This is a genomic window from Rhodococcus sp. KBW08, assembly GCF_003852455.1.
Classification (GTDB): domain Bacteria; phylum Actinomycetota; class Actinomycetes; order Mycobacteriales; family Mycobacteriaceae; genus Rhodococcus_F; species Rhodococcus_F baikonurensis.
This window is the reverse complement of record NZ_QAJJ01000010.1, coordinates 1-25,862: the sequence shown is the minus strand read 5'-3', so window position 1 is coordinate 25,862 and position 25,862 is coordinate 1. Positions and strand designations below refer to the sequence as shown.

Here is a 25,862-nt window from a genome sequence, read left to right as displayed (position 1 = left end):
CGCAGGTGAATGACTACAAAACACTCCCATCGACGTGAACGGACCGGCCCGCTGTGGTGGGTCAGCTCAGTTGTGACCTGGGTTTTGCTGTTCGCTCTGTGCGCGGTCATCGTCGTCACGATCGTGATACCGATCGTCACAGGCTCACAACGATTTACGATCCTCACGGGCTCGATGCGTCCTACCTACGAACCGGGCACACTCATCATTGTCAAACCTGTGGACGAGGGCGATCTGACCGTCGGAATGCCCATCACCTACCAACTCGAATCAGGCCAGCCGACTGTTGTCACGCATCGGATCATTTCGATGAGTATCAACACCAAAGGCGAACGCACGTTTATCACGCAGGGCGACGCCAACAACACCCCCGACGAGAAACCGGTGCTCCCGGTACAGATTCGCGGCAAGGTGTGGTATTCAGTCCCCTACCTTGGTCACGTCAACAGTTGGCTGACCGGCGACCAGCGCAAGATCATCCTCACCGTTACGGTCGGCACGCTGGGTGTGTACGCGTTGTACATGATCGCCAGCGGGACACGTGAAAGTATGCGCTCTCGCAACAAGAACCGGAGCGAGCCACAAGGATCCGCACCAGACGATTCAGCTGACACCGCAGATCCGGAAACAACTAGGTCGACGAAAGATGGTGTGCACCATGGCGGGCAATGACAGCTCGTTACGTCAGCGTTTTTCCGGAGCCCGAAGCACTCGTATTCGGGCGCTGCTCTCACTCGGTATGGTGCTCGGAGTCGGCACGTTGAGCACCATGGCGGCCTGGGGTGCAACAGCCACATCCACGTCAGGCGACTTCTCCGCGGGAACCGTCAACCTGGTCGCATCGAGCACTGGTGTGACCGAGGCAAAGAACATCACCATCAAACTGTCGTCGAGCGCCATGACATCCACAACCGCTGTGACACAGAGTCTGACCGTGAAGAACACCGGGTCCTTCGGTGCCTCTCTCGGCATCACGGCCCAGTCTCCCGCATCGACTCCGCCGAGTTTCGCTGCGGCGCTGAAAATCTCGGTGTATGTGGATAGCACATCCTCTGGATCGGCGTGCTCCGGCACTGCGCAAAAGGCAGAGCTCGCGCTGGTCGGCGGTGGCAGTACAGCGGCGCTCCTCGCAAGCCCGATAACGCTGGCCGCTGGGACCAGCACGATTCTGTGCGTGAAAATGACTCTGGCCGCAGGTACTCCGGCAGGCGGAAACCTCCCCTATACGCAACTCAACATCGCGGGAACGGCGGTCTGAATCGATATGTCACATCCCAACCGCCCGGACACGATCAATCGCTTCAAGCAAGCTGCTCTGACCACAGGCGCCGTCCTCGGAGTTCTGTGCATCGTTGCCACCGCACTGTCATTGGCATTCGGCATCAAACCCGTCGTCTTTCGATCCGGCTCGATGTCTCCCGCAATACCGACGGGCTCGTTGGCATTTGTGAAATCCCAACCGGTATCCGAGTTGACGGTTGGCGACATTGTCAGTGTCACCACCAACGGCGGAGATCGACTCACTCACCGCGTGTACGGAATCGACCAGCTGGACAACAATCTGTCGTCACTGACACTCAAAGGTGACGCCAACAATGCTCCCGACAGCGAAACATACGCGGTCGCCGACGCAGACCTGGTTGTATTCAGCATGAGTCGAGTCGGCTACGTACTTGCGTGGCTGTCCGGTCCGATCGGAATCTTCGCCGGCGGATTGTTCGCCGGCACCCTGTTGATGATCGCATTTCGTCCAGCACCGCGCGGCGAAGGTCCACCGAGCGGCGGCATGCCTGAAGAGGGCATACCCAACGACACTCCGACTGTGCCCGAACACAATTCGCCTCGTTCACGTTCGACGCAGGTCTCGTCGCGCATCCTCACAGCACCCTGGCGACAAAGGGAATTGATCCTCGTTACAGCTGCCGGACTGGGCGCACTGCTGGCGATGTCACCGATCGGCAATACCGCCGCCATGATCACCGACACCGCAACCGCAAAGACCGGCCAGTTCGCCACAGTCCAGACCTTCACATGCGAGAACTATTCGCCGAGCCTTTTTGCCTCCAGTGCTCGAATCACGTGGACGGCGCCAGGGGCGGGAACCTACACCTATCGTGTTCTGGTACTCAAGCCCGACGGCACCACGTACAGCGATAACATGCAGAGCGCCAATACCGTTGACATCACGCTCCCACCCGCACTTCTCGATCTGAGCGGCACCTCTACAGTACGAATTTACTCGATTGAAAACGGACTGACGGCCCCTACATGGACGGGCTTCAGTTTGAGTAAAGGTCTTCTCTTCGGTGGAACATACTGTGGCTCGATGATTTCCGGAACCAGCGCCGCCGGCAGAATGGCTGCCAGTGCGCCCACATCGACTCAGTCGACCGTAACCACTACTCCGGCAACAACCACAGCGACGGCAACCACCACCACAGGTACCACCGAACCGACTCCATCCACGTCTGCGTCGACCACAACGACAACTACACCGACTACAACCACGCCGACGACTACTGCGAGCACAACACCGGAAACCACGACCACTACCGAGATCACAGCGACAACAACAACCCCGCCCCCGACTGAAGCACAGGTCGGATCCGACCTCGTCTCAACAGGTCCGGATTCATACACCGCCCGCAGAATCCGCAGCGACACCGGGATTTTCCTTGACGTGTACGACGCGCTCGGAACTCGGATCTATCGCACTTCCGTCGAATCGACCGATGTACTGCACTGGCTCTCCGGCACCAACCAGTTGTGGATCATCGGCACGACAGGCGCTGAGTTCGTCCAATTCACAGCAGGAGCGGGGTTGCGACAGCGTGCGCCGGGCGACCTTCCGGCCGAGATCGAGGACTTGGTGCCCTGATGCAGAGACAAATAAAGGGTGCGCTTGCAGCGACCGTCGCGCTGGCGGTCATGCTCGGCGGGGGGAATTCACTCGCAAAATGGGTCGACCAGGAATCACTGTCGGGCGCGAAGGTCACGGCAGGCACGTTGTCCCTCGGGGCGTGTGTCAAAGACGGCGCGAGCGGGTGGTCCGAGAGAGTGTACGCCCCAGACCCCAACCCGAACATTTACACCGAAATTGCCGATATCGCTTCGTTCAGACTGCGGGCCGGCTACGACTACGTCTACTACTGCTATTCACCGGTTTCAGCTACTGGCCCTCGGTTGCGAGCATCGGTAACCGCGGACCCATCACTTGCCGGCGGCACCCTGCCAACTACTGTCAACGCATTCAGAACCTATGTAACAACACAGTCGAACGTCGAATTGTACAACAGCACACTGACTCCCAAGATCCGCAGTGACCTCACCTCGGCGCAGAATGCCCAAGACGTTCTGGTAACCGTGGCGTTCAGCATCCTTCCGAACGACCCACTCAGCGCAGGTGGAACCCTGAACATGGCCGGCCTCAGCCTCGTCACACAACAATTGGCGCCAATCTGAGCGGAGAGCTTCGACGGCACTACCCTCGAAACTCTCCGCGGTTTGCGACGGGACTACCCCAGAGCTCGCTTCAGATCAGCCAACAGATCGGCCGTGTCCTCGAGCCCGACGGACAGACGGACAACTCCGTCCGTAATACCCACCGCTGCACGGCCTTCCGGACCCATGGCCCGGTGCGTTGTGGTTGCGGGGTGGGTGATCAACGACTTGGAATCTCCCAAGTTGTTGGAGATGTCAATGACGCGCAGACCGTTGAGAACCTCGAACGCCCGCTTCTTGCCCTCGCCGTCAGGCGCATTGAGCTCGAACGTGACTACAGTTCCGCCGCCGCTCATCTGAGACTTCGCGAGCTCGTGCTGCGGGTGTGAAGTCAGGTACGGGTACTTGACCCACTTGACGCCGGAGTGTCCTTCGAGGAATTCGGCGATCTCGAGGGCCGAAGCCACGGAATGCCGAATGCGGACCGGCATGGTCTCGAGACCCTTGAGCAGAGTCCACGCATTGAACGGGCTGAGCGCAGGACCGGTGTGCCGCATCAGTTCTCGGACGGGACCGCTGATGTATTCCTCGGTTCCGAGGATCGCGCCGCCGAGCACGCGGCCCTGACCGTCGATGTGCTTGGTGCCGGAGTACACAACGACGTCGGCTCCCAGATCAAGGCTGCGCTGCAGGAGCGGCGTCGCGAAGACGTTGTCCAGCACTACCTTTGCACCGGCTGCATGAGCAAGCTCCGACACCCGTCGAACGTCGACGAGAGATTGCATCGGGTTGGACGGAGTCTCGAAGAATACGGCAGTGGTCGGCACGGACAGCGCCTCTTCCCACTGCGCGTTGTCCTCACCGTCGACGAACACAACCTCGACGCCCCAGCGCGGAAGGATCTCGTTGCACACCACGAAGCAGGATCCGAAGAGGCTGCGCGCGGCAACCAATCGGTCGCCGTTGGCCAACAGTGCGCCCAACGCCGTGAAGACTGCCGACATTCCGCTGGCCGTCGCAAAGCACGCTTCTGCACCTTCGATGAGACGCAGACGCTCTTCGAACATCTTGACGGTCGGGTTGCCGTAGCGGGAGTAGACAAAATGATCCACCTCGCCGGTGAAGGCTTGTTCGGCGGCTTCTGCACTCTCGTAGACGAATCCGGAGTTGAGGAACAGAGCTTCGGAAGTCTCCTCGAACCCGGTGCGCATCAGTCCGCCGCGAACACCGAGGGTGCCGAGACCGACGTCGTCCGGCAGCGCTCGTTGAAATGCGCCGCCCTGGGGAATTCCGCTCACTGCTGCCTCCACGGCAAGCCGATGGCCCGCCAACCTACAAGTCCGCGATGCCCGTCGGCGCCCAATGCGCCTTCGAACCCGTCGAGCACGTTGTACGACGGGCCGATACCCGCCGCAGTCGCAGCTTCCGCCGCACCGATGGAACGCTGTCCGGATCGACACAGGAAGATCACCGGACGCTCCGACCCGGAGGAATCGGCGGTGATGCCGGCTTCCTTCAACTGGTCGACGAAGTTGTCATTGCGCGCGCCGGTCGGGTGGCTCACCCATTCGATCAGTGCGGCCTGCTTGCCGAGGGAGGAAACATCGGGGACACCGACGTATTTCCACTCCGCATCGGTCCGCACGTCGACCAGCACGGCGTCGGGGTTTTCGCGGAGCAGCTCCCAGGCTTGCTCCGGCGTCAGATCGCCTGCGTAACTCACGTAGTCCATGTTTTCACAAGACTGCCGCGAGCGCCTGAGCGGGCCGTCAGTTACAGACGACCCAACGGTTGCCGTCACGGGTCAGGGCCCAGGTCGAGACTCGCTCGCCCGCTCCGCCACCGGTGATCGTCACGTCGGCCCGTGCACGATCGCCGTTGACCACGACCCCGTCCACACCCTTCAGTTCGACGGTTCCGTCGACGTCGGCCATCGGACCGTTGCTCGAATTGAAGCTCGCGCAGGTCAGGGTCTTGATCGTCTCCGCGTCATTCCGATTCTCGGCATCGACGTAGTCGGTGACGGAGCGACTCACGCGGTCCGACTCGGTGACGTTCTCCTCGGCCGGCGAGATCCACGACGCGACGAAGATTCCACCCAGGATCAAGGCGACGATGGCGACAGCCAAGAGGAACGGCCCCGCAGACGCCTTCTTGCCATCGATGTTGTCGGATTCGCGAAGCTCGTCACTCATAGCGCCAATACTCCCCCACAACTTGAAGTTGTGGCCCGTCAAGGAGCAGGCCCCTACCCCGAATACCCGAGACAACGGGAGAATGGGAAGAAAGAATAGGTTTACCCACAACCGATCGAGTGAGAGTGTGGATCCGTTCGGCCGCAACCGAGGCGCTGTGCTTAGGTTCGGCTAAATTGGATACTTGTCGATATGTTGTCCGAACTTCGAAGAAGGTAGCTGTCCTCACGATGACTGACTCCAACCGCCCACTCCGGGTCGCGATCGTCGGCGCCGGCCCCGCCGGCATCTACGCCGCCGACGCCCTCATGAAATCCGACACCGCAGTCTCCGGCCGCGGCGTCAGCATCGACCTCTTCGAGCGCATGCCCGCGCCCTTCGGCCTGATTCGTTACGGCGTCGCGCCTGATCATCCGCGTATCAAGGGCATCATCACCGCCCTGCACAAGGTGCTCGACAAGCCTCAGGTACGCCTGCTCGGCAACATCGACTACGGCACCGACATCACCCTCGACGACCTGCAGTCATTCTACGACGCGGTCATCTTCTCCACCGGCGCCAACGCCGACCGCGCGCTCGGCATCCCGGGTATCGAACTCGACGGCAGCTATGGCGCGGCCGACTTCGTCTCCTGGTACGACGGCCACCCCGACGTGCCGCGTACGTGGCCGCTCGAGGCCGAGAAGGTCGCCGTCCTCGGCGTGGGCAACGTTGCGCTCGACATCGCCCGCGTTCTCGCCAAGACCGGTGACGAACTGCTGCCGACCGAAATCCCCGCGAACGTCTACGAGGGTCTCAAGAACAACAAGGCCGTCGAGGTTCACGTCTTCGGACGCCGCGGCCCGGCCCAGGCCAAGTTCACGCCTCTCGAACTGCGCGAACTCGACCACTCGCCGACCATCGAGGTCATCGTCGACCCCGAGGACATCGACTACGACGAGGGTTCCGAGCAGGCTCGCCGCAACTCCAAGCAGGTCGACATGGTTGCGAATACCCTGCAGGACTGGGCAATTCGCGATGTCGGAGCCCGTCCCCACAAGCTGTTCCTGCACTTCTTCGAATCTCCCACGGAGATCCTCGGCGAAGACGGCAAGGTCGTCGGCCTGCGCACCGAGCGCACCCAGCTCGACGGAACCGGCAACGTCAAGGGCACCGGCACGTACAAGGACTGGGATGTCCAGGCCGTGTACCGCGCCGTCGGTTACCTCTCGCAGAACATCACGCAGCTGCCGTTCGACGACCAGGCAGGCACCGTTCCCAACGACGCCGGACGCGTCGTCGCAGACGACAACGCCGAGGGCGCAGCCCGGTTCATGCCGGCCACCTACGTCACCGGCTGGATCAAGCGCGGCCCCGTCGGCCTCATCGGCCACACCAAGGGTGACGCCAACGAAACCGTCGCGAATCTTCTCGAGGATTCCGTCGACTTCGCCGGCGCCGCGAACCCCGACGAGAACGCCGTCATCGAGTTCCTCGAAGGCAAGCAGGTGCCGTACACGACTTGGCAGGGCTGGTACCGCCTCGACGCGCACGAGCGCAGCCTGGGCGAGCCCGAAGGCCGTGAGCGCATCAAGGTCGTCGAGCGTCACGACATGCTGAAGGCGTCGGAGCCCGACCGCGCGAACTGAGTGCGCAGAAGTAACTGAACACAAGCCCTCCACCGGCCCGACGCGACCCAGGTCACATCGGGCCGGTGGTGTGTGCGGGGACCCAAGGCAACAGGGCAAAATAGACCCCGTGTTTGACGCCCATGTGCATATCATCGACCCGCGCTTCCCGCTGGTCGAGAATCACGGGTACCTGCCTGAGCCCTTCACCGTGGCCGATTACCGGGCCCGGATTGCCTCGCTGAAGGGCCTGAGTGTGGACGGCGGCGCGGTGGTGACGGCGTCGTACCAGGGCAATGACCAGGAATACCTGAAAGCCGCATTGTCCGAGCTCGGCGAAGGCTGGGTGGGCGTCACTGCTTTGCCACTCGATGCGACGGACGAAGACATCGTTGCTCTGGACGCGCTGGGAGTGCGCGCCGTCCGGTTCAATCTGCGCCGAGGCGCCACCGACCTGCGTCTGCTCGCCGATCTCGCCAATCGCGCATTCGATCTGGTGGGCTGGCACGCCGAGTTCTACGTCGATGCCACGCTGTTGCTGTCGTTGGAACCCGTCTTCGCCAAATTGCCGGCGGTGAGCATCGACCACTTGGGAATGTCCACCCGCGGGCTGCCGTATCTCCTCAACCTCGTCGACCGCGGAGTACGTGTCAAAGCCACCGGGTTCGGCCGCACCACCATCTCCGACGTCAGCGATGTGCTTCGCCAGATCCACGCGGTCAATCCCGCTGCGCTGATGTTCGGCACCGACCTACCCGGTACCCGGGCACGTCGAGCGTTCGAGGTCCACGACCTGGACGTGATCGCCGATGCCGTCGGCGACGACCTGTCCGCGGTCATGTGCGACAACGCACGCTCCTGGTACCGCTGCGCTCAAGTGAACGCGACGGCTCCCAGCCACAGCCCCGCCGCGATCAGCGCTCCGAACAGTTCCACCAGCATGGACAATCCGACTGCCTTCACCGCGTGAAGCGTCGACGACCAGGCGATGTCGTAGCGACGCAGCCGCGCTAGTTCCGCGAAGTAGGTTCCGACGATGAACCCGAGGAACAACCCCACGACCGGGATCACGAAGAACCCGATGATGCCGACGACGCCGCCGACCACCACCGACAGGTTGGGCACGCCCCCGGACTTCATCCGCTTGCCTGGCCACGTGTACTTCACGATCCCGGTGACCACCAGCGCCAGCGTGGACAGCGCGAACACCGTCCACGCCGTCGCCCCACCGGTCATGATCGCCCACACGAGAATTGCGGCGAAAACGAGAAGTGTCCCGGGGAGAATCGGAACGACGACCCCGATCAGACCGACCAGGATGACCAGCCCGACGAGGACCTCGGCCACAGGACTCATCCGACGGGACGCACCTTCGACGCGGCTTCGCGAGCCCGGGCGCGTGCAGTGGGCACATCGGCGGCCGTCGACACGGCAACACCCATGCGACGACGCGTGAAGCTCTCCGGCTTGCCGAATAGCCGCAGGTCCGTCTCGGGAACCGCGAGTGCCTCGGCGACACCGTCGAATCCGATTCCCTTTGCCTCCACGCCGCCGTAGATCACCGCCGACGCTCCCGGGGCCGTGAGAGTCGTGTCGACCGGCAAGCCCAGGATCGCACGGGCATGCAGCTCGAACTCCGAGAGTCGCTGCGTCCGCAGGGTCACCAATCCGGTGTCGTGCGGCCGTGGGCTCACTTCGGAGAAGTAGACGTCGTCGCCCTTCACGAACAGCTCGACGCCGAAGATGCCTCGCCCGCCCAGAGCCGTGGTCACCTTCTCGGCGACGTCCCGCGCCGACGCGAGGGCAGCCGCGGACATCTGCTGCGGCTGCCACGATTCGATGTAGTCGCCGGCCTCCTGCAGGTGCCCGATCGGCTCGCAGAACGACGTTTCGACCTGACCGCTCTCCCCGACGGCGCGAACCGTCAATTGCGTTATCTCGTAATCGAAATCGACAAAACCCTCGACGATCACCCGGCCGTGATTAACACGGCCTCCGGCCATCGCGTAATCCCATGCGGCGTCGAGATCTTCGGCGGATCGAACCGTCGACTGTCCCTTTCCCGACGAGGACATGACCGGCTTGACGACGCACGGGAAACCGATTCGGTCTGTCGCTGCCTGTACTTCGGCAAGCGAGTCCGCGAAGGCATACGGCGAAGTGGGCAGGCCCAACTCCTCGGCCGCGAGCCGACGGATTCCCTCACGGTTCATCGTGAGCTGAGTGGCGCGGGCGGTCGGAATGACCACCGCCCCTCCGCGTTCTTCGACGAGTGCAAGCGCATCCGTCGCGATGGCCTCGATCTCGGGAACCACGAAGTGAGGCTTTTCCAACTCGATGACGGCAAGCAGCGCTTCCGGATCGGTCATGTCGACAGTGTGAGCACGGTGGGCCACCTGATGCCCCGGGGCGTCGGGATAGCGATCCACCGCAATCACTTCGACGCCCAGACGCTGCAGCGCGATGACAACTTCCTTACCCAACTCGCCTGATCCCAACATCATCACGCGAATGGCGTTCTCGGTCAGTGGGGTCCCGAATCGAAGTGGGAGGGTCGGCAGGTGCGAAGGCGTCGAATCAAGCTGCATGGGTGCGACTATATGCCAATCCCGATGCAGGTCAGCGCAGTTATCCGCCGTCGACCACGCCTTCGCGGTCAAACCCTCGCCTGATCGTTCGAGGTACCGCCGGTTTGCGATAGGTGCGGGTGGCCGTGGTCGGCTCGGAATTCTGTTGCGGCACGGCGTCGTTGCCGACGTTGCGCACTTTCACGAGATTGCGTCCGGCACGCTTGGCGTCGTACAGAGCCTCGTCCGCGACGCTCATGAGGGTGGCCAAGGCGGGCGTCGCGTGATCAACCCACGCGACGCCGACACTGACCGTGCTCGTCACATCTGATTCGGCCGAGTACTCGACCTGCGCGCCGCGGACGGCCTCGGCGACGTCGACTGCTCGGGCAAAGCTGCAGTCCGGAAGCAGAATGGCGAACTCCTCGCCGCCGAGCCTTCCGATCAGATCGCCGTCCGACAATCGGTCAGCGGCCCGTTCTGCGAAGTTCGCGAGAACGCTGTCACCGGTCATATGTCCATGCGTGTCATTGATGCTCTTGAAGTGGTCCAGGTCGAGCATCAGCAGGCCGACCGGGGAGTGCGCGCGGGCCGCGTCGGCAAGTTCCGATTCCGCATGTCCGAGAAAAGCACCGCGCGAGAGGACTCCGGTCAGATGGTCGAATTCGACAGCAAGGAAAAGCTCACGCTCGGCAGCGCGACGTTCCTCGGTCGCACAGGCAACCGCGATCGGCCCCAACGCGATCAACGTGACCGCAATGGACGTGATGACGTCCTCGTTCCAAGTCGAGGCGGCTTGATCTCCGATATCGAGTCGACCGCTACCCGCCATCATGAGTGACCACACCGACCAGACCACGGAAACGAAGGCAGTGCTCGGAACCGAGATGCGAGTGGCGCACCACAGGAGAGCTGGAATCGGCAGGACCAGCGCGATCGGCCCTTCGATGCTGAGGGCGATCGGCACGCAGGCTGCAGTGGCGAGTAGCGGAACGCTCATAGCGGCGACAGTTCTGGCCGTCAGTTTGGTGCGGAACTCGGCAAGGCTCGACGGGATGGTGAGAGTCAGAATGAGAGGAAGGACCAGCAGGTACGCCATGACCTCGGTGGCGCCCCAGTGGACAAACGTGTCGGTGAAGGACAGACCGCGTAAGAGCCGGTCCAAGGCGCCGGCGGTTGCCGCGGTACCAGTCGCCGCGACGAACGAGACGAAGACCATCCACACCAGTGACTGCGAATCGACCAATCGGAACGGTGTTCGCTTCAAGTAGTACAGAACAAGAACACCGACTGTGACACCGGCGAGGTTCGCCCCGTTCAACTGCAGGGCAAGCGACAGCGAATTGCCGGTGATCAGGTCGGCGCAGACGTATCCGACGGCCGCAGCGATCCACGTTCGCCATTCGATCAGGACCGGCCATCTGACCATCATTCCCAGCAAAATGGCGTTGGCGCACCAGAATGTCGCGAGCAAACCTGGTGGGCGGGTGAGGATGCCGATCAACGAAGCCGCAAGCACGACGGCCAGCACTAGGAGAAGGCGCAGAAAGCGACTCGTCCCTACCATGCGTCACCTCGCGGTCGGCTACCTCTGAATTCGGGAGCACCGGACGTCGCGGTGACCGTATGCCGATGTCGTCGAACCATCGTACGCAGGTGCTGCCACTCGCAGTTCTGTGTTCACATGCCAAAAGGGCAACTACGAATATCTCCGCAAACACGGGTGCCCTCCGGCCACGACAGTGGACAGAGGGCACCTGCATGCAATCCGATTGGCAGAGCCGAACGACCCTGCCGGAAGGGATGACTACTCGGCGGATCCGCTGGACAGACCCGAGAGTGAACCGGTGGACGAGCCCTCGCCCTCGCCGGACAGCGATTCGGTGGGAACGGACTTGAGGAAAGCTCCGAGCGCGGTGAGCAGGGGTCCGAGGGTGCTGAGTGATCCGAACATAGGAGGTTCTCCTGTATGTGAGGTGGTGTGATGTTCCAGCGCCATTCCGGCCGCAGGCGGTGGCCGAGATGGTTCGGGAACTTCTGCCGCACGGATGGCTGAACCGCCCCCGAACAACATCCCGAGCTGTGACGTAGCGCACTACCGTGGCGCTGACTGCATTTATAGACCGGCTACCGACACTTGTATAGCTACCAAATAGCTACCAAGGTGAACGACCAGTAACACTTTCAGTCGTAATTGCAGTTCAGGGCGCACATCTACTGTTCAATCCTTGCAAAAATGTGATTTAGCTCACATTAGAAATGCGGAAAGTGTGACTCGCAGACAACTGCGAGCCACACTTTCGGACAAACGGGACTTACTTGTCAGCCGCCGATCCGGTCCCAGGGGTGAGCGAGCCACCACCGAGCGCCGTGAACAGGTCCTTGAGTACCGGAATGAACGTCTTGACGACGCCGCTGAAGTCTTCGAATGAACCCATGTCGGGTCTCCTTATGTCGGGATGCAGTTGAAAAGAAGTTGGGACCGAGAACTACTCGGCAGTGGAACCGGCCGAACCCGAGTCGTCTGCCGATCCCGCGTTCAACTTGGTCACGAATGCGAGAACGCTCTTGAGGAAGGCGTCGAGATTCTGAATTGAGGTCATGCGACTACTCCTGTGTTGTTTCGGAAGATTTCCAGCGGTCGAACGTCAGGAGTTCGAGCTCGCGGTGTCCAGCCCCTGAATGGTCTTGAGCATGTTGACCAGGGGAAGAAGCTGGAGAATGCCCCAGCCCATACCGTTGGCCTTGAGAAGGTTTCCGAGGGATCCCATGTGTGACTCCTTGCATGAATATCTATGACGCGGCGCACGTTTTGTTCGCTCCGCCCCTTTGTAGCCAAGCTAAACAAGTACGTCCAGTTTGTTTTTGTTCAAACAGAAACGTGACATATTGGATCGATGTGTAAACCTGCAGTTCAGGCACTGTGACCTGAATCCAACCTCGAATTCGAATGTGGCAGACATCACAATCAAATAGGACAAAAGGATGCAATCGTCAGAGTCGGTGCCAACCTCGACCACGATCTGTCATACCGTGTGCTTGTGATCAATCGCGAACGAGCGGCAACCCGGCCAATTCACTGGGAACCGTCGTGTTAGCAAAACTGCTCAAGGCGTACCTCCCGCCGTACCGCTGGTTGCTTGCCGGAGTTCTCGCACTTCAACTCTTCGGGGCCATCGCGTCGTTGGTCCTCCCCACGCTCAACGCTCGGATCATCGACGACGGTGTCGCCCGCGGTGACACCGGATTCATCATGTCCACCGGCGGGATCATGCTTCTGGTCTCGCTTGCATCGATCATCGCGTCGGTCGCATCGACCTATCTGGCTGCAAAATCGTCGATGGGCTTCGGCCACGACGTTCGAGGCGCCTTTTACAAAGCCGTCGGCAGCTTCTCGGATCGCGAATTCAACAGTTTCGGTGCGCCGACGCTGATCACACGGAACACCAACGACGTCCTGCAGATCCAGGCCCTGGTCATGCTGACGTCCTCGATGCTCGTCAGCGCCCCACTGATGTGTATCGGCGGCATCGTCATGGCCCTGCGCGAGAACCTGCAGATGTCCTGGCTCCTGACGATTTCGGTGCCACTGCTCGGCATCACCGTCTCGGTCGTGGTGGCCAAGCTGATCCCGCATTTCCGAACTATGCAGACGCGGATCGACAACATCAATCGATCACTGCGCGAACAGCTCACCGGTATGCGTGTCATTCGCGCCTTCGTTCGCGAGCCTGACGAGACGATCCGCTTCGACAAGGCCAACAAGGAACTGACCGACACCTCGCTCCTCATCGGTCGGTACCAGGCAGTTCTGCTGCCCACCGTGATGTTGATCGCCAACCTGTCGAGCGTCGCGGTGCTGTGGTTCGGCGCGCATCTGGTCGACACCGGAGACATGCAGATCGGACAGATCAGCGCCTTCCTCGCCTACGTCATGCAGATCCTGATGTCAGTGGTCATGGCGACCATGTTGGCCGTGGTGATCCCCCGCGCGGCCGTGTGCGCCGACCGCATCACCGAGGTACTCGACACCGAGCCGACCGTGCCCGCGCCGGCCCAGCCCCTCCGCCCGACCAGCCCCTACGGCGTTGTCGAGTTCGGTGGAGCCGGATTCACGTATCCGGGAGCAGAAACGCCGGTCCTGTCGAACGTTTCGATGCGATGCATGCCAGGTACGGTCACCGCGATCGTGGGCAGTACCGGTAGTGGCAAATCGACCCTCGTCTCACTCATCCCCAGACTCTTCGACGTCACGGCCGGCGCCGTCCTCGTCGACGGCTTGGACGTCCGCGGCTGGGATCAGGACGAACTCTTCACCAACTTCGGATACGTGCCCCAGAAGGCGTACCTGTTCGCCGGCACGATCGCGAGCAATATCCGCTACGGAAACCCGACCGCCACCGACGACGACATCTGGGCAGCCCTCACCATCGCCCAGGCAGACGACTTCGTGCGGGAACTGTCCGATGGTCTCGAGTCTCCGATCGCCCAGGGCGGCGGCAATCTCTCGGGCGGACAACGCCAACGTCTCGCCATCGCCAGAGCTGTGGTTCGAAGACCCCGGATCTTCGTCTTCGACGATTCGTTCTCAGCACTCGACATGCACACCGATGCTGCGGTCCGGCGCGAACTCCGCACGGTCTCGACTCATTCGACGGTCATCATCGTCGCGCAGCGCGTCGCGTCCATCATCGATGCCGACCAGATCATGGTGCTGGAGGATGGTGCGCCGGTCGGCCTCGGCGACCATCAGTTCCTTCTGGCCAACTGTCCGACGTACCAAGAGATCGTGGCTTCCCAGATTCCCGCGGAGATGAGCGCATGACCAGCCCGCAGGACCCGACATGGGGCGGCCCCAACAGCCAGTACTTCGACGATGCCCCGACTGTGGTGTTCGCCAAGATCCCGAGCGAACCCGAATCCGCGGACGGGGATGCGAAGTCGAGTAACCCCGAGAACCCCGACAAAGAGCCGAAGCCTGCGCTGACCGCGACGGACACCAAACCTCGCCACTTCAAAGCGACGATGAAGCGGCTTCTCTCGCTTCTGCAGCCACACAAATTTGCGGTCATCTGCGTCGTCGCTGCGACGATCGCCAGCATCGCGCTCTCCGTCGCGGTGCCGAAGATCCTCGGTCACGCGACAGACCTCATTTTCGCCGGGTTCATCGGTAAGAGCCTGCCTGCCGGACTGACCCGCGAGCAGGCCGCGGACGCCATCCGGGCATCAGGAAATTCGACCTTCGCCGACCTCGTGTCCAATTCGACCGACGTCGTTCCGGGCGTGGGTCTGAACTTCGACGCTATCGGCAAGGTCGTCATGCTCGCAATCGGCGTGTACTTGCTCTCGTCGCTACTTGCCTGGTTGGAAGCATTCCTCCTCAACATCATCGTCCAGAAGACCATCTACAACCTGCGTGCCTCGGTCGAGGCGAAGCTTCACCGTCTGCCCCTTCCGTACTTCGACAAGACGCCGCGCGGCGAGATCCTCAGCCGCGTCACCAACGACATCGACAACATCTCGTCGACGTTGTCGTCGACGTTGACCTCGCTCCTGACGTCGGTGCTCACCGTCCTCGGTGTCCTGACGATGATGTTCGTCATTTCGCCGATGCTCGCACTGATCGCACTGATCGCGGTGCCGGTATCGGTGCTCCTCGTTGCCAGGGTCGCCAAGCGAGCACAGGTGTTGTACAAGGCTCAGTGGGCCGAGACGGGCAAGATCAACGCACAGATCGAGGAGAACTACAGCGGTCGCGACCTGGTTCGTGTGTACGGGCATCAGGCCGAAGCCGAGCGTGAATTCGCCGAGCAGAACAAGAAGCTCCTCGACGCGTCCTTCGGCGCACAGTTCCTCTCCAGTCTGATCATGCCGGTCATGAACTTCGTCGGAAACATCACCTACGTGCTGCTCGCTGTGGTCGGCGCACTCAAGGTCGCCAGCGGCAACATGTCTCTCGGTGACGTTCAGGCGTTCATCGTCTATTCGCGCCAGTTCAGCCAGCCACTCACGCAGATCGCGTCCATGTCGACGAGCCTGCAGTCCGGGGCCGCGTCGGCCGAGCGGGTCTTCGAGCTTCTCGACGAACCCGAGCAGTCGCCCGACATCGACGTGCCGCTTCTCCCCGAGCCCGCCGGACGCCATCGCAACGTCGGTCACATCGAATTCGAGAACGTCTCGTTCCGATACGAGCCGGACAAGCCGTTGATCGAGAACGTGTACCTCACGGCTCGGCCCGGGCAGATGGTCGCCATCGTCGGACCCACCGGTGCCGGCAAGACCACCTTGGTGAACCTGCTCATGCGCTTCTACGAAGTCGACTCGGGCCGAATCACTCTCGACGACGTCGACATCTCGCAGATGCGCCGCTCCGACCTGCGAAACCACGTCGGCATGGTTCTGCAGGACACGTGGCTCTTCGGCGGAACGATCCGCGACAACATCGCGTACGGCCGGCTCGACGCCAGCGAACACGAGATCCACGAAGCCGCACGCGCTGCCTTCGTCGACCGCTTCATCCACACGCTCCCGGACGGGTACGACACCGTGCTGGACGAGGAGGCGTCGAACATCAGTTCCGGCGAGAAACAGCTCATCACGATTGCCCGCGCATTCCTGTCGGAGCCGTCGCTGCTGATTCTCGACGAGGCGACGAGCTCGGTCGACACACGTACGGAACAGCTTGTGCAGCAAGCAATGTCCGCGTTGCGCGTCGGGCGCACCAGCTTCATCATCGCGCACCGGCTCTCCACCATCCGTAACGCCGATCTGATCGTCGTGATGGAGGCGGGCAAGATCGTCGAACAGGGCACACACGACGAACTCATCGCAGCGGCGGGCGCGTACTTCCGTCTCTACAACGCTCAGTTCGAGGGTGCCGCCGTCTAGTGATCGGCGCCTCCCTCGGCGGACACAGTGCCCCGGAGCACACCTGATCGATCCGACAGGTTACCGTCGGGTCAGAAGTGTTGTCACCGTCGGAATTGGGAGTGCGTGTGTCTGCAGAAGCTGTGGAGAAGAAGGGCCCGCTCGCGGGCATTCGGATCGTGGAATTCGCTGGATTGGGACCGGGCCCGCACGCCGCGACGCTGTTGGCGGACATGGGCGCCGACATCGTCATCGTGCAGCGCGCAGGGCAGATTCCGCAGGACTCGAACGCAACCGACCAGATCAAGCGCGGCCGCCGCATCATCGAGGCCAACCTGAAGGACCCGGCCGACGTCGCCAAGGTTCTCGATCTCCTGAGCCGCGCCGACGTCCTCATCGAGGGCTTCCGCCCCGGCGTCATGGAGCGAATGGGACTCGGCCCCGACGTGGTCTCGGAGCGCAATCCGCGTCTTGTCTACGGCCGCATGACGGGCTGGGGCCAGGAAGGCCCACTCGCCAACGCCGCCGGTCACGACATCAACTACATCTCACTGACCGGTGTCCTCAACGCCATCGGACGCAAGGGTGAACGTCCCGTCCCGCCGCTCAACATGGTCGGCGATTTCGGCGGCGGTTCCATGTTCCTGATCTTCGGCATTCTGTCGGCTCTCGTCGAGCGCTCGACATCCGGTAAGGGCCAGGTCGTCGACGCGGCGATGGTCGACGGAACCCTCGCGCTCTCCCACATGATGTGGGCATTCCGCGGTCGCGGCGTCTGGTCCGACGAGCGTGGCGTCAACCTCCTCGACACCGGCGCTCCGTTCTACGACACCTACGAGACCTCCGACGGCAAGTACATGGCCGTCGGATCCATCGAACCGCAGTTCTACGCACTGCTGCTCGAGGGCCTCGAACTCGATCCCGCGACGCTCCCCCATCAGATGGACACGTCCAAGTGGGACGACATGAAGAAGCTCTTCACCGAAAAGTTCCTGTCCAAGACTCGCGACGAGTGGGCCAAGATCTTCCTCGGCACCGACGCCTGCGTCTCGCCGGTCCTCACGTTCGCCGAGGCTCCGTCCAACGAACACATCGCGGCCCGCGGTTCGCTCATCGAGCTCGACGGCGTCACCCAGCATGCTCCGGCGCCGCGCTTCTCGCGCACGCCCACCGCGACGCCCGCCGCCCCGGCACGTGAGGCGACGGATATCGACACTGTCTGGACCTAGGGCCTTCGGCCCCGTGCGTGGTCAAGGAGCCTCGGGACTCTCTAACCGCGCACGGGGGCGTCAGCCCAACCTGTAGAACCTGAACATCTCGTGCTCGATCGGCAGCACGTCCACTCTCTCGAAACCTGCTGCCTTGGCATAACTTTCGAGTGTCGAGTGCCTCATCACCGTCCCGGTGGCAATGCTCCCCGGATGCGAAAGACTGTCCGGTAAGCAGCAGGTCAGCGAAAATCCGTACAGCAATTGCTCGATCGGACCCGCCTCGGGATCGAAGGCATCTGCCGTTCGTTCGTCCATCACGATCACCGGGGCGCCGGGCTGGGCAATCGCCCGAGCCGTGGACAGAAATCCCACCGGATCCGGAACGTCGTGAAGGCACTCGAAAGCAAACACGGCGTCGTAGGTCCCGGCATCGGCTCGACCAGTCTCCGGGGCTTGGCCGGCCACGTCGACCAACGAGAAATGAACGCGGTCGTCCACCCCGCGATCGTGGGCGTTTCGGCGGGCAGCATTCACCGAGGCTGCGTCGACGTCGAAGCCGTGCACCTCGATATTCGGGTACCCGAGGGCGAGCGCGATCGACGACCAACCCTCCCCCATCCCGAGATCAGCGACCTGCCCGCCGCCGAGAAGAATGGCGTGCAGATCGGTGACTACCGGCAGAAACTGCTGACAGAGCTGCTGGAGATACATCGGCCGGTTCAGCAGCGCCTGGCCCTCGCGAGCGTCCGGACCCATCGATTCCCACGTGACTCCCCCGCCGTGACGATAAGCGTCCAGCAGGCGGGGCATCGACGACGTCGTCGCGACGAACAGCCTCGCCAACGGGGCCAGGAAAAGCAGGTTCTCGTCGTCGACCAGCACATCGGCGTGGGCCTGCGGCAAGCTGTACCGCCGATCGGCATCCGAATTGACGTCCACATAACCAGCCACGGCCTGCTGCTCGAGCCACTCTCGCGCATACCTTTCGACGGTCCCCGTCCGGTCCGCGAGTTCCGTGGACGTGAGCGGGCCGTGATCGCTCAGCGCGCGGTACCAGCCCAACCGGTCGCCCAGATACACAGCCTGCAGCTCCGACGCCCCGAGCGTGGCCGCGAACAATCGTTCTGCGAGCGCTTCCGCCGCACTGGTTCCCGCTGCGCCTGTACCGTCTACCGCCGTCATGCCCGACCTCCTGGTTCACACCGCTTTCAGGGTGTGTACCCAGTTCTCAGACGACGACCATTCGTTGGTCTGCCGTGTCGCGATCCGTCGCGAGAGTGTCGTACGCAGCGGCGATGGACGCAACGCCGCGAATGAGGTCCTCGGGAGAACGTGCGTACGGCACGCGAATGAATCGTTCGAACGCACCTTCGACGCCGAAACGGGGGCCGGCGGCCAGGAGTACACCGAAGTTGGGTGCCACCGCAGCCAACGCCGTCGAGACGGGCGCGGACATTCGCATCCAGACCGACATTCCGCCGGAGCCGATGGTGGGACGCCAGTCGGGCAGATGCTCTGCCACTGCACCGAGAAGCACCGCACGCTGTTCTCGCAGAACTTCGCGACGCTGTTCGAGCAACGAGCGGTCGTCGGCGAGCAAGTAGGCGGCTGCCAATTGATCCATGACGGGAGTACCGAGGTCGACCGCGGCACGCGCCCCCACCAACTGGGTGATGAGTGCGGCATCGGCGCGAATCCAACCGACACGTAGCCCGCCCCACAGGGACTTCGCCGTCGAACCGAGCGTCACCACTTCGGTTTTCGCCGCGCCTCGCCCATGTGACGCGACCGGTGCCGGCGGTGGTGCGTCGAGCCACAGGTCTACCATCGTCTCGTCGACGACCAGAGTCATTCGCGTTTCATGCGCAATCTTCGCAAGCTCTGCGCGACCGGAAGAGTCCATGCAGAGGCCGGTCGGGTTGTGAAAGTCGGGGATCAGGTAGGCCATTCTCGCAGCGGTTTGCCTTGCTGCACTTCGAATCCCGTCCAGATCCCAGGCTCCGGCCGCCGCGAACTCCGGCCGGACCGGAACCGGCACGGGCCGAGCGCCGTTTCGCCGAATCGCTTCCAGCGCATTGGGATACGTCGGGTGATCGACCAGCACCCGCTCGCCTGGTGAGGTGAGCACCGACAGCAACAACCGAAGCGCGTGCTGCGCACCCGAGGTCACCATGATCTGTTCGGCAGTGGTGGGCAAGCCCCGCGCCGTGTAGCGCTGCGCGATCACGTCACGCAAGTCGGCAATCCCGACCGGTTCCATCCCGTGCGTGGGCAGGAAGTTCGGAAGTTCCTGCAGCGCAGACGCATACGCAAGTTCGACCTGGGCGGCGGGAGCTGCCATCGCTGCGTAACTGAGATCGACGACGGGTCCACTCGGCCCCGGTTGGTGGGAGCGGAACATCAACCCGTTCGGCCGCGCGCCGGCGGGCAACGCCACGGTGCTTCGTGAACCCTGCCGGCTGATCAGATACCCCTCGTCTCGTAGCACCGAATACGAGGACGTGATCGTGGTTCGACTGAGTTCGAGCACCGTCGCAAGTTCACGCTCACTCGGCAGTGCGACCCCCAGCGGAACGCGACCGTCGTGCACGAGCAGGCGGATGCCGTCGGCAAGCGCACGGTACGCGGGCCTGCGTCCGGACTCTTCCTGCCAGGACCCCAGATCGCGCGCGAGCGAACGGGCACCGAGAACTCGAGTCATCATGCAGTCCAGTATCGCCAACTTGGCTATGTAACTCAATGCCAGTCGAGTTGATCATATGTCCATGACTACCTTCGCGACCCTGATCGGCATCGGACTCTTCGTGGCCCTCGTCTACTTCTTCGCACCCGCCGAAGGTGAAGGTACCTACATTCGCGTGGAGCAGTTTCGCCTGGCAGCACCCCTCGGCGGCATCTTCCACGACGCAACTCCGGACGGCGAGAACAACTCTGTCAGACCTCCATGCGATTGTGATCAGGGGGAAGAATTCACTGATCTCAGTCCAGTTGCGTAAAACTGGACTCTTTTCGCACTCAGAAAGTCTCCAGAGAGGTTTCAATGCCGGCTTCCAAGAAGATTCTCTACATCGATCTCGACAACACCCTCGTCAACTTCCAGTCGGGCATCGATCGCCTGACCGACGGCGTCCGGGAGAAGTACAAGAACGGCCTCGACGAAGCGCCACACATCTTCTCTCGCATGGACCCACTCGACGGTGCCATCGACGCCTACCACCAACTGGCGCAGCAGTTCGACACCTACATCCTCTCGACGGCGCCGTGGAAGAACGCCACAGCCTGGCACGACAAGGTGCTATGGGTCCAAGAGCACCTCGGAATGGAGGAAGGCAGCGTCGCGTACAAACGTCTGATCCTCTCGCACCACAAGCACCTCAACCGAGGCGACTACCTCGTCGACGACCGCGGAGCAAACGGCGCAGATCGATTCGAGGGCGACTGGATCAAGTTCGGCAGCACCGAGTTTCCCGACTGGAAGACCGTCACCGCACACTTGTCGAAGCTGGCTTGAACACGAAATCCCCGTCCCTGCAGACAGGAACGGGGATTTCGAGGAATCGAATCAGCGGACGATCTCGCGCCGGACGATCGTCTCGTCGCGGCCGGGGCCGACACCGATGCAGGAGATGAATGCACCCGAAAGCTCTTCGAGCCGAAGCACGTAGTTCTGCGCATTCTGCGGCAGTTCCTCGAAGGTGCGAGCCTCCGAGATGTCTTCCCACCAGCCGGGCATCTCTTCGTAGATGGGCTTGGCGTGGTGAATGTCGCTCTGCGACATCGGCATTTCGTCGTGGCGGACACCGTCGACCTCGTACGCGACACAGATCGGTACCGTGTCGAGGCTGCTCAGCACGTCCAGCTTGGTGAGGAAGTAGTCGGTGATGCCGTTGACGCGCGTCGCGTAACGCGCGATGACAGCGTCGAACCATCCCGTACGACGAGCGCGTCCGGTGGTGACACCGACCTCGCCGCCCTGCTTCGCCAGGTATGCGCCGTGATCGTCGAACAGCTCCGTCGGGAACGGACCGGAACCGACACGCGTCGTGTACGCCTTCAGGATGCCGAGCACCGTGGTGATCTTGGTGGGACCGATTCCCGAACCGACCGCCGCACCACCCGAGGTGGGGTTGGACGAGGTCACGTACGGGTACGTACCGTGGTCGACGTCCAGCAGAGTGCCCTGCGAACCTTCGAGCAGAACGGTCTCGCCGCGCTCGAGGGCGAGGTTGAGCTCCAGACGCGTGTCCGAGATGCGGTGCTTGAAACCCTCGGCCTGCGTGAGGACCTCGTCGACGACCTGCTGCGGGTCGAGTGCCTTGCGGTTGTAGATCTTGACCAGCACCTGGTTCTTGAATTCGAGTGCTGCTTCGACCTTCTGGGTCAGGATCTTCTCGTCCAGGACGTCCGCAGCGCGGACACCGACACGGGCGATCTTGTCCTGGTAGCACGGGCCGATACCGCGGCCGGTCGTGCCGATCTTCTTCGCTCCCAGGAAGCGTTCGGTGACCTTGTCGATGGCCACGTGGTACGGCATGATCAGGTGCGCATCAGCAGAAAGCAGCAGGCGGGACGTGTCCACGCCGCGCTCTTCCAAGCCTGCCAATTCGGTCAACAACACTCCCGGGTCGACGACGACACCGTTACCGATGACGTTGTTGACGGCGGGGGTGAGGATTCCGGAAGGGATGAGGTGCAGTGCGAACTTGTCACCGTTCGGCAGAACCACGGTGTGTCCGGCGTTGTTACCGCCCTGGTATCGCACGACCCACTGAAGCTGCTCGCCCAGTAGATCTGTAGCTTTGCCCTTACCTTCGTCGCCCCACTGGGCGCCGATCAGGACGATTGCCGGCATGACGTTGTCTCCTACGGTCGACGTGCAGCAGTTGTCCCGCCGCATTGGTACTGCCTGGCTTCCGCGCACATGATGCAGCGCCGAACTGTTGCAGTGACCGAAGGAGCAGTCTAGCCCAGAGCACCAGACCAGACCTGACGGTCCAGAATTTGGCGGTGTGACCATCACGATTACGAGTCGACACGGAGACTCGCACTAAGATCGTCGGCAGTGATTCGGACGGCCATTTCGGGGAAGGGTGGCGAGGTCCCACTACCCGAGAAGAAGTCTTGATCGAGCTAGGAGTGGCTTTGACCCCTGTGGTGCTCAAATGTGGCGATTCGCCGGTTCCACTCCCCCTGGGTGAACTCACGTCGTTCACTGTCCCTGAGCTTCCGGAGAAGCAGGACTTCGACGAGGCCCTGTCTCAACTGCAGGTCGTCACCGAACCGCGCTTGATCGTCGTCGGTAACGACGGCGCGTTTGCCGCGGCTTTGACACGGTTGATGCGACTGGAGCGACTCAACGTCGAACTCGCCTACGTCACCGAGAACAGGTCGGACGCAACCGACGCGTACAAACTCGCAACGGGTGCGCGAGCTGCGCGCACGGCGTTGAAAGGCACAGTCCACACCGTGCCGCTCATCCGCGACGACGCTGGAATCGCGCTGGTAGGTGCGGCAACTGTCACGGGTCCGGCCGATGCCGCAGAATTGATCGGCGAGGCCTACGTCGACGACAACAAACTGTTCTCCGGCACGGTCCCCGGCATCCGGATAGTGCCGAGTCCCAAGCTCCCCGGCATCAAGGCATCTGTGGATCGCAAGAGTCGCTGGGGCGGGCGACGCTGGCTGGAAGGCCGAGCCATTCAGCTGGGCTCGCCCGCGGCTCGTCTGGTTCGCGACGGGGTGGCCAACCCACGCGATCTCAAGCGTTCGACCTTCTACCGGCATGACAAAACTTGGTTGTTGGTCAGGTGAGAACCGGAGCAGCACGGTCGGCGGTTCGGCCGAGCCCTGTCTTCCTCGGCGTAGTTGCGATCACTGTCATCGCCGGAGTGGTCGCCTGGAACTCGACGTGGGGCTCCATCACGGGCCGAGCGGGTGTTTTCGTTCTCGTGGTTGCAGGCTGGGTGGTCACGCTGTGCTTGCACGAGTTCGCCCATGCGTATCTGGCGTGGCGTCACGGAGACACCGATGTCGAGGCTCGTGGCTACCTGACGCTCAACCCGCTCAAGTACAGCCATCCGATGCTCTCGATCGGTCTGCCGGTGCTGTTCATCGCATTGGGCGGCATCGGACTTCCCGGCGGCGCCGTGTATCTGCGCACCGGGATGTTTCCGCCCAAGGTACAGGCGCGAATATCGCTTGCCGGTCCGTTCACGAACGCCGTCGCCGCGGTGATTCTCCTCGTCGTCATACGTACGTACGGCTCAGCGGCCGAGCACCTGACGTTCTGGGCCGGCCTCAGCTTCCTTGCCTTCTTGCAGGTCATGGCGACGGTCTTGAACCTGCTCCCAGTCCCCGGTCTGGACGGTTACAACGCGCTGGAGCCCTATCTCGCACCCAACACACGGCACCAACTCGACCAGTTCAAGCCGTACGGACTGCTCCTGCTGGTTGCACTCTTGTTTGTCCCGCAGATCAATGTCGTCTTCTTCGACGCGATCTACTGGATCTTCGAATTGAGCGGTGTGTCCGACTACTACGCCATGCTCGGTAACGCCCTCATGCGTTTTTGGACGTGATCGAGTGCGCTGGAGGAGACTCGTGAGAGTCTGACATTTCAGACATTCATTCTTCTTCAGGGGAGCATCGATGATTGCGACGTCATTTCAGTCCGGCGGAGTGGAGTACACCCTCACGCGGGCCGAGATTCGACACGTGGAAGCACTGATCGACTTGCTCGCCGACGATCCGATCGGCAGCACTCGGGAGACGACCAACCCCGAAGCCCGAACGATCTACGAGGACGCGTTCAAGCGAATCGACGAAGATCCGGCTCAACTCCTCGTCACCGTTCTGGTCGGCGACGCGGTAATCGGCACCATGCAATTGACCTTCATTCCGGGGATGAGCCGGATGGGAGCGACGCGACTGCAGATCGAAGCTGTTCGCGTCCACGAGGATTACCGGAGCAAGGGCATCGGCAGTTCGATGATCCGCTGGGCCTGCGAAGAAGGCGCCCGGCGCGGCGCTTTCCTGGCGCAGCTCACCTCGGATCAAACTCGCAAGGAAGCTCACGACTTCTACGAGCGTCTCGGATTTGTCGCCTCCCATGTCGGGTTCAAGAAGTCGCTGAGCTGACACCCGGCCACCAAGACTCCCAAACGCAGGCCCGAGCACCGGGGCACGACTGTGCCCCGGTGCTCGCGTCTTCAGTTGGTTCAGTTCAGGCCGCTGTGGGTGGGCTGTTCCCGCCGATCGGGTGCTGATACGGGTCGATCGACATCGGCGGATAGAACACCGACTTCCGATCCGGACTGATCTCCACCCTCCACTCGGTGTGGTGCAGCGTCCGATGATGATGACCGCACAACAAGATCAGATTGTCGAGATCCGTTGGGCCACCATCGTTCCAATGAACGATATGGTGGGCATCGCACCACCCCGACGGTGTCCCACACCCCGGAAACGCGCACCCACCATCACGAACCGCCAACGCCCGCCGCTGCGGCACCGTCGCGGTTCTCGCTTCCTTACCGCAGTCGAGCGGAACACCATTCTCATCCAACAAGATCCGCGTGACCGTGCAGTCGCAGGCCAGCATCCGGGCAGTGTCGATACTGATCGGGCCCACCCAATCCGTCCACGCGAATCCCAACTCCTCGGTGGACGGCAACAGATCCTTCAAGGCTTTGAGGTCGGTCATGTCCTTCGCCGACGCTGTCACCGTGATGTGCGGTTTCACCCCACCCTCGATCGGACCCAACCCCGCCCGCTCGTACCGGCGCAACAACTCGCAGAACCCGTCCGCGCGCCGTAAAGCCGGCGTGCGGGTGTCCTTGACACCGTCCTTCTCTGGTGTCGGAGCCGACAGGCTAGACAGCAAGGTGATCAGACGGGCCCCGTTGATCGCATCCAAATCACCCTTCACGGTCACCCGCCCGTACAGGCCTTTCGAGGCGTAGAACTCATTGCGCT

27 protein-coding genes are annotated in these 25,862 nt (G+C 62.2%); 14 read left to right on the top strand and 13 right to left on the bottom strand.

Features of this window, described 5'->3' with window-relative positions; translation table 11 throughout:
* Positions 1-9 precede the first annotated feature (9 nt).
* From DBV08_RS14320 to DBV08_RS14305, 4 genes are read left to right on the top strand one after another with little or no spacing between them, the layout of a single operon-like run.
* A complete protein-coding gene (locus tag DBV08_RS14320; RefSeq protein ID WP_124567846.1) occupies positions 10-672 on the top strand; it encodes a signal peptidase I in 663 nt (220 codons plus the stop codon).
* Positions 659-1,258, top strand: a complete 600-nt coding sequence (locus DBV08_RS14315) for a hypothetical protein (RefSeq protein ID WP_124567845.1) — start codon at positions 659-661, stop codon at positions 1,256-1,258. The genes DBV08_RS14320 and DBV08_RS14315 overlap by 14 nt, the downstream gene beginning before the upstream one ends.
* A 6-nt stretch (positions 1,259-1,264) precedes the next feature.
* Positions 1,265-2,878 (top strand): signal peptidase I, encoded by a 1,614-nt coding sequence (locus tag DBV08_RS14310; RefSeq protein WP_124567844.1) that lies wholly within the window; start codon positions 1,265-1,267, stop codon positions 2,876-2,878.
* The gene (locus DBV08_RS14305) at positions 2,878-3,462 is read left to right on the top strand and encodes an alternate-type signal peptide domain-containing protein (RefSeq protein ID WP_019749487.1); all 585 of its coding nucleotides are present in this window, start codon (positions 2,878-2,880) and stop codon (positions 3,460-3,462) included. The genes DBV08_RS14310 and DBV08_RS14305 overlap by 1 nt, the downstream gene beginning before the upstream one ends.
* Before the next feature lie 53 nt (positions 3,463-3,515).
* On the opposite strand, the gene DBV08_RS14300 is transcribed toward DBV08_RS14305, so the two are convergent.
* The 3 genes from DBV08_RS14300 to DBV08_RS14290 are packed head-to-tail and all read right to left on the bottom strand — an operon-like array spanning position 3,516 to position 5,636.
* Positions 3,516-4,739 carry an O-succinylhomoserine sulfhydrylase gene (locus DBV08_RS14300; RefSeq protein WP_172436668.1) on the bottom strand — a complete coding sequence of 408 codons (1,224 nt, stop codon included), beginning with the start codon at positions 4,737-4,739 and terminating at the stop codon, positions 3,516-3,518.
* Positions 4,736-5,164: a rhodanese-like domain-containing protein gene (locus DBV08_RS14295; protein WP_007726822.1), complete on the bottom strand. Its 429-nt coding sequence runs from the start codon at positions 5,162-5,164 to the stop codon at positions 4,736-4,738. The genes DBV08_RS14300 and DBV08_RS14295 overlap by 4 nt, the downstream gene beginning before the upstream one ends.
* A gap of 46 nt (positions 5,165-5,210) precedes the next feature.
* Positions 5,211-5,636 carry a hypothetical protein gene (locus DBV08_RS14290; protein WP_095972415.1) on the bottom strand — a complete coding sequence of 142 codons (426 nt, stop codon included), beginning with the start codon at positions 5,634-5,636 and terminating at the stop codon, positions 5,211-5,213.
* 230 nt (positions 5,637-5,866) lie between these two features.
* Here DBV08_RS14290 and DBV08_RS14285 point away from each other — a divergent pair, with 230 nt between their 5' ends.
* Both DBV08_RS14285 and DBV08_RS14280 read left to right on the top strand, forming a co-directional pair.
* Positions 5,867-7,264 carry an FAD-dependent oxidoreductase gene (locus tag DBV08_RS14285; protein ID WP_003944405.1) on the top strand — a complete coding sequence of 466 codons (1,398 nt, stop codon included), beginning with the start codon at positions 5,867-5,869 and terminating at the stop codon, positions 7,262-7,264.
* A 109-nt stretch (positions 7,265-7,373) separates the two neighbouring features.
* Complete coding sequence (locus DBV08_RS14280; RefSeq protein ID WP_234036705.1) at positions 7,374-8,213, top strand: amidohydrolase; 840 nt, start codon at positions 7,374-7,376, stop codon at positions 8,211-8,213.
* Here DBV08_RS14280 and DBV08_RS14275 read toward each other — a convergent pair.
* The 6 genes from DBV08_RS14275 to DBV08_RS32860 all read right to left on the bottom strand — a co-directional run bounded on the left by DBV08_RS14275 (position 8,117) and on the right by DBV08_RS32860 (position 12,581).
* Entirely contained in the window at positions 8,117-8,599 is a 483-nt protein-coding gene (locus DBV08_RS14275) for a DUF456 domain-containing protein (RefSeq protein ID WP_050655057.1), read from the bottom strand. The genes DBV08_RS14280 and DBV08_RS14275 overlap by 97 nt on opposite strands.
* Positions 8,596-9,831 (bottom strand): formate-dependent phosphoribosylglycinamide formyltransferase, encoded by a 1,236-nt coding sequence (purT, locus tag DBV08_RS14270; protein WP_095972417.1) that lies wholly within the window; start codon positions 9,829-9,831, stop codon positions 8,596-8,598. Before purT ends, DBV08_RS14275 begins: the two co-directional genes overlap by 4 nt.
* Before the next feature lie 40 nt (positions 9,832-9,871).
* Positions 9,872-11,377 carry a GGDEF domain-containing protein gene (locus DBV08_RS14265; RefSeq protein ID WP_206029395.1) on the bottom strand — a complete coding sequence of 502 codons (1,506 nt, stop codon included), beginning with the start codon at positions 11,375-11,377 and terminating at the stop codon, positions 9,872-9,874.
* A gap of 240 nt (positions 11,378-11,617) precedes the next feature.
* Positions 11,618-11,764: a hypothetical protein gene (locus DBV08_RS14260; protein ID WP_003944356.1), complete on the bottom strand. Its 147-nt coding sequence runs from the start codon at positions 11,762-11,764 to the stop codon at positions 11,618-11,620.
* 361 nt (positions 11,765-12,125) lie between these two features.
* Entirely contained in the window at positions 12,126-12,248 is a 123-nt protein-coding gene (locus DBV08_RS32865; protein ID WP_019749478.1) for a hypothetical protein, read from the bottom strand.
* A gap of 210 nt (positions 12,249-12,458) precedes the next feature.
* Complete coding sequence (locus tag DBV08_RS32860) at positions 12,459-12,581, bottom strand: hypothetical protein (protein WP_260395586.1); 123 nt, start codon at positions 12,579-12,581, stop codon at positions 12,459-12,461.
* A gap of 320 nt (positions 12,582-12,901) precedes the next feature.
* Here DBV08_RS32860 and DBV08_RS14255 point away from each other — a divergent pair, with 320 nt between their 5' ends.
* The 3 genes from DBV08_RS14255 (at position 12,902) to DBV08_RS14245 (ending at position 17,906) form a co-directional block, all read left to right on the top strand.
* Positions 12,902-14,635, top strand: a complete 1,734-nt coding sequence (locus DBV08_RS14255) for an ABC transporter ATP-binding protein (protein WP_124567843.1) — start codon at positions 12,902-12,904, stop codon at positions 14,633-14,635.
* On the top strand, positions 14,632-16,698 hold the full coding sequence (locus DBV08_RS14250) for an ABC transporter ATP-binding protein (RefSeq protein WP_124567842.1): 2,067 nt from the start codon (positions 14,632-14,634) through the stop codon (positions 16,696-16,698). Before DBV08_RS14255 ends, DBV08_RS14250 begins: the two co-directional genes overlap by 4 nt.
* Positions 16,699-16,805: 107 nt before the next feature.
* Positions 16,806-17,906 (top strand): CaiB/BaiF CoA-transferase family protein, encoded by a 1,101-nt coding sequence (locus tag DBV08_RS14245; protein WP_095972495.1) that lies wholly within the window; start codon positions 16,806-16,808, stop codon positions 17,904-17,906.
* A gap of 60 nt (positions 17,907-17,966) precedes the next feature.
* Here the strand turns inward: DBV08_RS14245 and DBV08_RS14240 are convergent, their stop codons facing one another.
* Both DBV08_RS14240 and DBV08_RS14235 read right to left on the bottom strand, forming a co-directional pair.
* Positions 17,967-19,070 carry a bifunctional 2-polyprenyl-6-hydroxyphenol methylase/3-demethylubiquinol 3-O-methyltransferase UbiG gene (locus DBV08_RS14240; RefSeq protein ID WP_095972422.1) on the bottom strand — a complete coding sequence of 368 codons (1,104 nt, stop codon included), beginning with the start codon at positions 19,068-19,070 and terminating at the stop codon, positions 17,967-17,969.
* Between the two features lie 46 nt (positions 19,071-19,116).
* Positions 19,117-20,592, bottom strand: a complete 1,476-nt coding sequence (locus DBV08_RS14235) for a PLP-dependent aminotransferase family protein (RefSeq protein ID WP_050655050.1) — start codon at positions 20,590-20,592, stop codon at positions 19,117-19,119.
* A gap of 61 nt (positions 20,593-20,653) precedes the next feature.
* Here DBV08_RS14235 and DBV08_RS14230 point away from each other — a divergent pair, with 61 nt between their 5' ends.
* The gene (locus DBV08_RS14230) at positions 20,654-20,884 is read left to right on the top strand and encodes a hypothetical protein (RefSeq protein WP_124567841.1); all 231 of its coding nucleotides are present in this window, start codon (positions 20,654-20,656) and stop codon (positions 20,882-20,884) included.
* Positions 20,885-20,928: 44 nt separating this feature from the next.
* Entirely contained in the window at positions 20,929-21,399 is a 471-nt protein-coding gene (locus tag DBV08_RS14225; RefSeq protein ID WP_124567840.1) for a 5' nucleotidase, NT5C type, read from the top strand.
* A 51-nt stretch (positions 21,400-21,450) separates the two neighbouring features.
* On the opposite strand, the gene DBV08_RS14220 is transcribed toward DBV08_RS14225, so the two are convergent.
* Complete coding sequence (locus DBV08_RS14220) at positions 21,451-22,740, bottom strand: adenylosuccinate synthase (RefSeq protein ID WP_095972424.1); 1,290 nt, start codon at positions 22,738-22,740, stop codon at positions 21,451-21,453.
* A gap of 284 nt (positions 22,741-23,024) precedes the next feature.
* On the opposite strand from DBV08_RS14220, the gene DBV08_RS14215 reads away from it, so the two are divergent.
* The 3 genes from DBV08_RS14215 (at position 23,025) to DBV08_RS14205 (ending at position 25,025) form a co-directional block, all read left to right on the top strand.
* Positions 23,025-23,699 carry a hypothetical protein gene (locus DBV08_RS14215; RefSeq protein WP_095972425.1) on the top strand — a complete coding sequence of 225 codons (675 nt, stop codon included), beginning with the start codon at positions 23,025-23,027 and terminating at the stop codon, positions 23,697-23,699.
* Positions 23,696-24,466, top strand: a complete 771-nt coding sequence (locus tag DBV08_RS14210) for a site-2 protease family protein (protein WP_124567839.1) — start codon at positions 23,696-23,698, stop codon at positions 24,464-24,466. Before DBV08_RS14215 ends, DBV08_RS14210 begins: the two co-directional genes overlap by 4 nt.
* A 70-nt stretch (positions 24,467-24,536) precedes the next feature.
* Positions 24,537-25,025, top strand: coding sequence for a GNAT family N-acetyltransferase (locus tag DBV08_RS14205; protein WP_007726792.1), 489 nt, complete (start codon positions 24,537-24,539; stop codon positions 25,023-25,025).
* 85 nt (positions 25,026-25,110) lie between these two features.
* On the opposite strand, the gene DBV08_RS14200 is transcribed toward DBV08_RS14205, so the two are convergent.
* On the bottom strand, positions 25,111-25,862 hold a 752-nt coding region (locus tag DBV08_RS14200; RefSeq protein WP_148090785.1), incomplete at its 5' end, for an HNH endonuclease signature motif containing protein.

Bases quoted from the DNA above. Each gene is read 5' to 3' on its own strand.
- DBV08_RS32860 (WP_260395586.1), bottom strand. From the start codon at position 12,581: ATGGGATCCCTCGGAAACCTTCTCAAGGCCAACGGTATGGGCTGGGGC.
- DBV08_RS14320 (WP_124567846.1), top strand. From the start codon at position 10: ATGACTACAAAACACTCCCATCGACGTGAACGGACCGGCCCGCTGTGG.
- DBV08_RS14220 (WP_095972424.1), bottom strand. From the start codon at position 22,740: ATGCCGGCAATCGTCCTGATCGGCGCCCAGTGGGGCGACGAAGGTAAG.
- DBV08_RS14235 (WP_050655050.1), bottom strand. From the start codon at position 20,592: ATGATGACTCGAGTTCTCGGTGCCCGTTCGCTCGCGCGCGATCTGGGG.
- DBV08_RS14250 (WP_124567842.1), top strand. From the start codon at position 14,632: ATGACCAGCCCGCAGGACCCGACATGGGGCGGCCCCAACAGCCAGTAC.
- DBV08_RS14285 (WP_003944405.1), top strand. From the start codon at position 5,867: ATGACTGACTCCAACCGCCCACTCCGGGTCGCGATCGTCGGCGCCGGC.
- DBV08_RS14240 (WP_095972422.1), bottom strand. From the start codon at position 19,070: ATGACGGCGGTAGACGGTACAGGCGCAGCGGGAACCAGTGCGGCGGAA.
- DBV08_RS14225 (WP_124567840.1), top strand. From the start codon at position 20,929: ATGCCGGCTTCCAAGAAGATTCTCTACATCGATCTCGACAACACCCTC.
- DBV08_RS14265 (WP_206029395.1), bottom strand. From the start codon at position 11,377: ATGGTAGGGACGAGTCGCTTTCTGCGCCTTCTCCTAGTGCTGGCCGTC.
- DBV08_RS14260 (WP_003944356.1), bottom strand. From the start codon at position 11,764: ATGTTCGGATCACTCAGCACCCTCGGACCCCTGCTCACCGCGCTCGGA.
- DBV08_RS14310 (WP_124567844.1), top strand. From the start codon at position 1,265: ATGTCACATCCCAACCGCCCGGACACGATCAATCGCTTCAAGCAAGCT.
- purT (WP_095972417.1), bottom strand. From the start codon at position 9,831: ATGCAGCTTGATTCGACGCCTTCGCACCTGCCGACCCTCCCACTTCGA.
- DBV08_RS14275 (WP_050655057.1), bottom strand. From the start codon at position 8,599: ATGAGTCCTGTGGCCGAGGTCCTCGTCGGGCTGGTCATCCTGGTCGGT.
- DBV08_RS14290 (WP_095972415.1), bottom strand. From the start codon at position 5,636: ATGAGTGACGAGCTTCGCGAATCCGACAACATCGATGGCAAGAAGGCG.
- DBV08_RS14230 (WP_124567841.1), top strand. From the start codon at position 20,654: ATGACTACCTTCGCGACCCTGATCGGCATCGGACTCTTCGTGGCCCTC.
- DBV08_RS14315 (WP_124567845.1), top strand. From the start codon at position 659: ATGGCGGGCAATGACAGCTCGTTACGTCAGCGTTTTTCCGGAGCCCGA.
- DBV08_RS14305 (WP_019749487.1), top strand. From the start codon at position 2,878: ATGCAGAGACAAATAAAGGGTGCGCTTGCAGCGACCGTCGCGCTGGCG.
- DBV08_RS14205 (WP_007726792.1), top strand. From the start codon at position 24,537: ATGATTGCGACGTCATTTCAGTCCGGCGGAGTGGAGTACACCCTCACG.
- DBV08_RS32865 (WP_019749478.1), bottom strand. From the start codon at position 12,248: ATGGGTTCATTCGAAGACTTCAGCGGCGTCGTCAAGACGTTCATTCCG.